Source organism: Yersinia sp. 2542 StPb PI, assembly GCF_048593855.1.
GTDB lineage: Bacteria > Pseudomonadota > Gammaproteobacteria > Enterobacterales > Enterobacteriaceae > Yersinia > Yersinia enterocolitica_E.
Map to the genome: position 1 here is coordinate 1 of NZ_JAZGQA010000249.1, position 5,342 is coordinate 5,342.

Below are 5,342 nucleotides of genomic sequence, written 5' to 3' on the forward strand. Positions count from 1 at the left end.
CGACCTTCGGTATTCAAAGATTATTTTTTAAAAACTAATTGAATCTTAATGCAAAAAAACTAATGGTCACCGATTTTATTTCCCATTCTCCCTATAACTACGGATCTGCCTTGCGGCTTGGATCCATCAAAAGTGTGATTCCCTTTCTGACCCATTCAAAGGTCAGAGTTTTCTGAGTGCTATTATCCTCAGGGCTGTTCGTTGGTACTGAAAATACGAGATTAGCTATCGCGAATTCCAGTAAATCGGACTGAACGGGGTGTCGACGTTAACCACAAGACCATTTATCTCTGGGTTCAACGCTATGCGCCTAAAATGGGAAAACACCTATGCGGGTACTGCCATCATCCGACGAATCTGCGTCCCAGCCATATGGATGAAACCTACATAAAAATCGGCGGCAAATGGACTTATCTGTACCGAGCTGTCGATAGTCCGGGTCAGACTATCGATTTTATTAAAAAGAAGCTGGTCCACTTACTGTATTGAAAACAGCCACTACGCATCATTACAGATAATACACCGACCTATAACAGAGCGCTAGCATTGCTAAGATGGGAGGGTCAGTGCTCATCTGGCGTGGATCACCATCAGGTGAAATATCTTAACAACATGATTGAATGTGACTACGGTAAGCTGAAGCGGATAATTAATCATATCTGCCGCGCAACTTTGACTAACTGCCTACACTTATGCCACAGAGAGCCTTATTTGAAACTGTGTCACTTTTCTACAATCTACTAAACTTGGTTAAAGGAAAAGATACTCACACTTTTTAATTTACCCTGAGGCAAGTTGAAATACTCCCACAGTAATTTCTATCAGAGAAATTAAAATCTGGGCAGTCAGTTTTAGACGGAGTTAAAGCAATACCCCTATAAATGGGGGATATATGAAACCCGATGTCCAAATTTCACCTTATTAAGGGGTTTTATGAATCATATTTACCGAATTGTTTTTAACCATAGTCTTGGACTGGTTCAGGTTGTCTCCGAATTGGCGCGCGCAGGAGGTAAATCTTCCAGTAACAGATCCATTGCAGACAAGAAAAAGAATAGCTTTATCAAGCAACATATTAGAAAAATAAGTCGTACATTTATTCCTTGTTTCTTAACGTTACAAAGTGCGTTGCTGCTTTTCATCCCCATGACCTCCTATTCTGCGGATATTACTGTCGGCGCTGGTAATGGCGGAAACAATCAAACTGCAGGCTTTGGTTTGGGGGGGGGAGGTGGAATCGCCGGCGGTGGGGGAGGGTCTGGTGGTAATAGTGCCGCAGGCAATGGTGGCAATGGCGCGACGCTAGTAACTAATGCACAACCAGGTCAAACACTTCCTGGAGGTAACCCAGGAGGCAGTATTGCCCTCGGTACCCCCGATCTTAGTTTTGCCGGTGGTGGCGGTGGTAGTGGTGGTGCTTCTACTGGCCCTGATGAAAATGGCGGTATTGGGGGGAGTGGGACGGTAAACAACTTACTCAACTCTATAAATAATGGAAATATCTTCGGAAGTAATGGCGGTGGATCAACACGCAGTGGTGGCGGTGGCGGTGGCGGTGCATTAATTTTAACTGGTCCACTTGCAATATTTGAAAATACAGGTGCCATCAGAGGAGGTAATGGTGGTAGTGGCATCGGCACGGGTTTTGCTAATGGTGGTGGTGGTGGTGGTGTGGGGCTAGTGCTATTAAATGGCGGTGATATCCGTAATGAAGGAACGATCAATGGAGGTGCGGGCGGGAGTGTTACCTTATCTTTTGGCGGCAATGGCGGTGCCGGACTCTTTTTATTTAATGGCGGCACCCTTACTAATCTAGTCGGGAGCCAAATTACAGGAGGGGCCGGTGGCACAAGTGGCCAAAATATGCATGGGAATGGTGCTGCGGGGGTTTTAAGTAATAGGGGAAATATTCAAAATAGCAGTATCATTACGGGGGGGGCCACTGCTCCAACTGGCACGTATGGCATAGGCGGTAATGGTATTACCGCTAATGGTGGCAGCATTCAAAATGACACGGGAGCACAAATTGTTGGTGGTGTCGGTGCTATCGCAGGAGGAAGCGGTGTCAGCCTGAATAACGATGGTGGAGCTACACTGACCAATCTGGGCACTATTAGTGGGGGGGGCAGTGTTGGTATTGGAGTAAATGTTACCAGCGATGGGAATATGGTGGTCAATGCAGGAACAATTACGGGAACATCTAGCGCCAATGCAGTGACATTTTCTGGTAATAATAACACCTTGCAACTTTGGGCTGGTTTCAATTTCAATGGCAATGTGGTGGCTAATGGTAATGACAATATATTTAGCTTAGGAGGAGAGACTAACGCTAATTTTGATGTGCTACAAATTGGTACCACCATTCAGCAATATCGTGGTTTTAATCAATATCAAAAAACTGGGAATAGTCTCTGGTCATTGACCGGGAGTAACACCGTTGTTATGCCTTGGACCCTTTTACAGGGAACCCTGTCTATTAATGATGACGCCAGCTTGGGGAATTCAGCGGGAACTTTGACATTCAATGGTGGCACACTGCAGACCACGGCTAATATAACCTCATCACGCAGTACCACATTAGATGTGAATGGGGGCACATTCAATGTTACCTCAGGTACAGCACTGTCGATAAATAACGTCATCAATGGTACAGGAAACCTGAATAAAATAGGTCTGGGAGTCCTACAATTATCGGCGGTTAATACCTATACAGGTGATACCACTATCAGTGAGGGCACACTGATAAGTGGAACAATAAACGCCTTCGCCAGTAGTAGAGCTGTGAACATTATCAATGGTGCCACACTGGACTTGAACAATTTTGATCAGATAGCGAACAATCTCCGCGGTGCTGGCAATGCAGTGCTTAGCAGCGCCGTACTGACAACTAATAATACTGAGAATACCACCTTCAGCGGTATTCTCAGTGGCAGCGGCAGCCTGATCAAAACCGGGGATTCTGTACTGACGCTCAGTGGCGCTAATATTTACAACGGCAATACATTAGTACAAGAGGGCGTTTTAGCCGCCGGCGGAGATGAGACTCTGGGGAATACCTCATTATTGACGGTTGCCAATGGTGCTAACTTTACTCTCAATGGATTTAATCAGTCAGTCGGAGCTTTTACGAATGAGGGTACAACGAATCTGGGTCTCGGTATACTGACCAGCGGTACCCTCGCCAATAGCGGTATTATCGAAATCGCCAATGGTACATTGGCACTCATTGCTGGCGGTATGTCCACTTCAACTGACGGTTTGAGCGGCGCCGGCGTTTTGGATCTGCAAAGCGGTACATTAACCGTAAGTGCCGCCAACAGCGGTCTGTCCGCCAGTACCTCTATTGCTTCTGGGGCCACGTTGGTATTGAACAGTGCTGGTACCTTAGGCTCCAGTGCTATCAATGTAGTCGGTACCCTGAATCTAGATCGCAATGATACCGTCGCCAACCTACTCAGCGGTGCGGGTACCGTCAATACTAACGCCAACGTGCAGTTGAGCGGTATCAATACTTTTACTGGAACCCAAGCAATCAATACTGATGGTATCCTCACCGTTAGCGCTGCAAATAATATCGGTAGTTCTGAAGCCACGATCGATCTCACCGACGCAAGTTCACAACTGATCTTCAATGGCCTAACCGGGGACGTGAGTAACGCCCTTAGCGGTGTCACCAACTCAACTGTCATCGTCGAAAATGCCGCAAATATGACTTTGAGCGGTAATAACAGTGGTTTTGCGGGCCGGTATGCGCTGGGGGATAACAGCAAATTGACGGTGGCCTCAACCAATAATTTGGGGGCCGCCTCCTCTGTGGCCCTGGCGGGCGCACAGGATATTCTGGCGCTGAGCGGCTTTAACGGCATCTTTGGCAATACGGTCACCGGCAGCGGTATCTTGCAGGTTACCGGCGGCAGCGATGCGACCCTGAATAACACCAACAGTATGGACAATGCCGTCACGGTGGATATCACGGATGCTACCTTGAATCTGGCTGATATCGTGCTGTTTGACCATGCACTGACCGGCAACGGCACACTGAATATAGATACGGCAAATAACACCTTTAACTTTGGCAGCAATACCGGTGTGGCATTTACCGGTACGGTAGATATGCAAAATAGTGTTTTTTCCCTCAGCGGAGATAACACCAATACACTGAGTGGCGCTTCATTAATTGCCTCTACAGGTGCCTCGGTTGAGGTGGGTAGTGCCAATCAGGTGATCAGTAATTTCATCCTCAACGGCGGGACAGCCGCATTTGCGACTGGGAGCTTAATCACCACCGGTACACTGTCGGTAACCGACAACAGCACGATCAAAGCAGAGCCAGCCCTGACTACCGGTGGGAATTTACTTGATCAGGATACCGGCAATTCAGCCCTGTTGATTGACAGCACCAATGTGCTGACAGCAGATGACCTGGCGCGACTGACATTGCTTGATCTCGCCGGTAATAGCTTGGGTGACGACACCAGTAAAGACATTATACAGGGCGGCAATACGGTGGCGCAGGCACTGTATAACTATGCGCTGACAGCGGCGCCGAGTGGCGGTTTAAATATCACCACCATGCTGACACAGTTGGAGTTATTGTTAGGGCAAAGTTTAACTCTCACCTCTGCAGGTGCGGTGAATAATGACAACACTTTACTGGCACAACTGACAGGTGCGGGTAATCTGATTATTGGCGCTGATAACAGTGAAATGACGCTGAACAATGCCACAAACGATTACACCGGTAGCACATTGGTGAATGCCGGCATTCTAAATCTGGGCAGTGATAATGCGCTGGGACAGACCTCTGGATTAACAACCGCGGCGGGCACCAGCGCCAACATCAACGGTCGCACTCAAACCGTGGGCGCACTGACCAACGCTGGTACGGTAACGTTGGGCACGGGCGGCGTACTGAGTAGTACAGGGGCGCTGACCAACAGCAATAGCCTGAATATTGCGGGCGGCACACTGAATCTGGCGGCGGGCGGAGTATCAACCGCGACCGGCGGTTTGACTGGTGCGGGTACTCTGAACATCAACGGCGGTGACTTGGCGGTCAGTGGTGCTAACAGCGGCTTAAGCGGCCAGACCCTGATTGCGTCGGGCGCGTCGGCAACCCTGAACGGGGCCGGTACACTGGGCAGCAGTGCCATCACTGTGCTGGGTGATTTAAACCTGAACGGGGCCAATGCGGCACTGGCCAATGTGCTGAGCGGCACGGGCGACATCAATACCAACGCTGCGGTGACCCTGACCGGCACTAACAGCTTTAGCGGCGCACACCATATCGGTGCTGCCGGTACGTTGAGCGTCGGTCAAGCCAGTAATCTCGGCGCTTCAAC

1 protein-coding gene and 1 pseudogene are annotated in these 5,342 nt (G+C 48.9%); both read left to right on the forward strand.

The window, feature by feature from the left end; translation table 11 throughout:
- Nucleotides 1–121 precede the first annotated feature (121 nt).
- Nucleotides 122–651 (forward strand): annotated as a pseudogene (locus V1952_RS19830) (IS6 family transposase); the annotation flags it as partial.
- Between the two features lie 282 nt (nt 652–933).
- Nucleotides 934–5,342: ESPR-type extended signal peptide-containing protein (locus V1952_RS19835; RefSeq protein WP_420075383.1), on the forward strand; the 4,409-nt coding region annotated here is incomplete at its 3' end.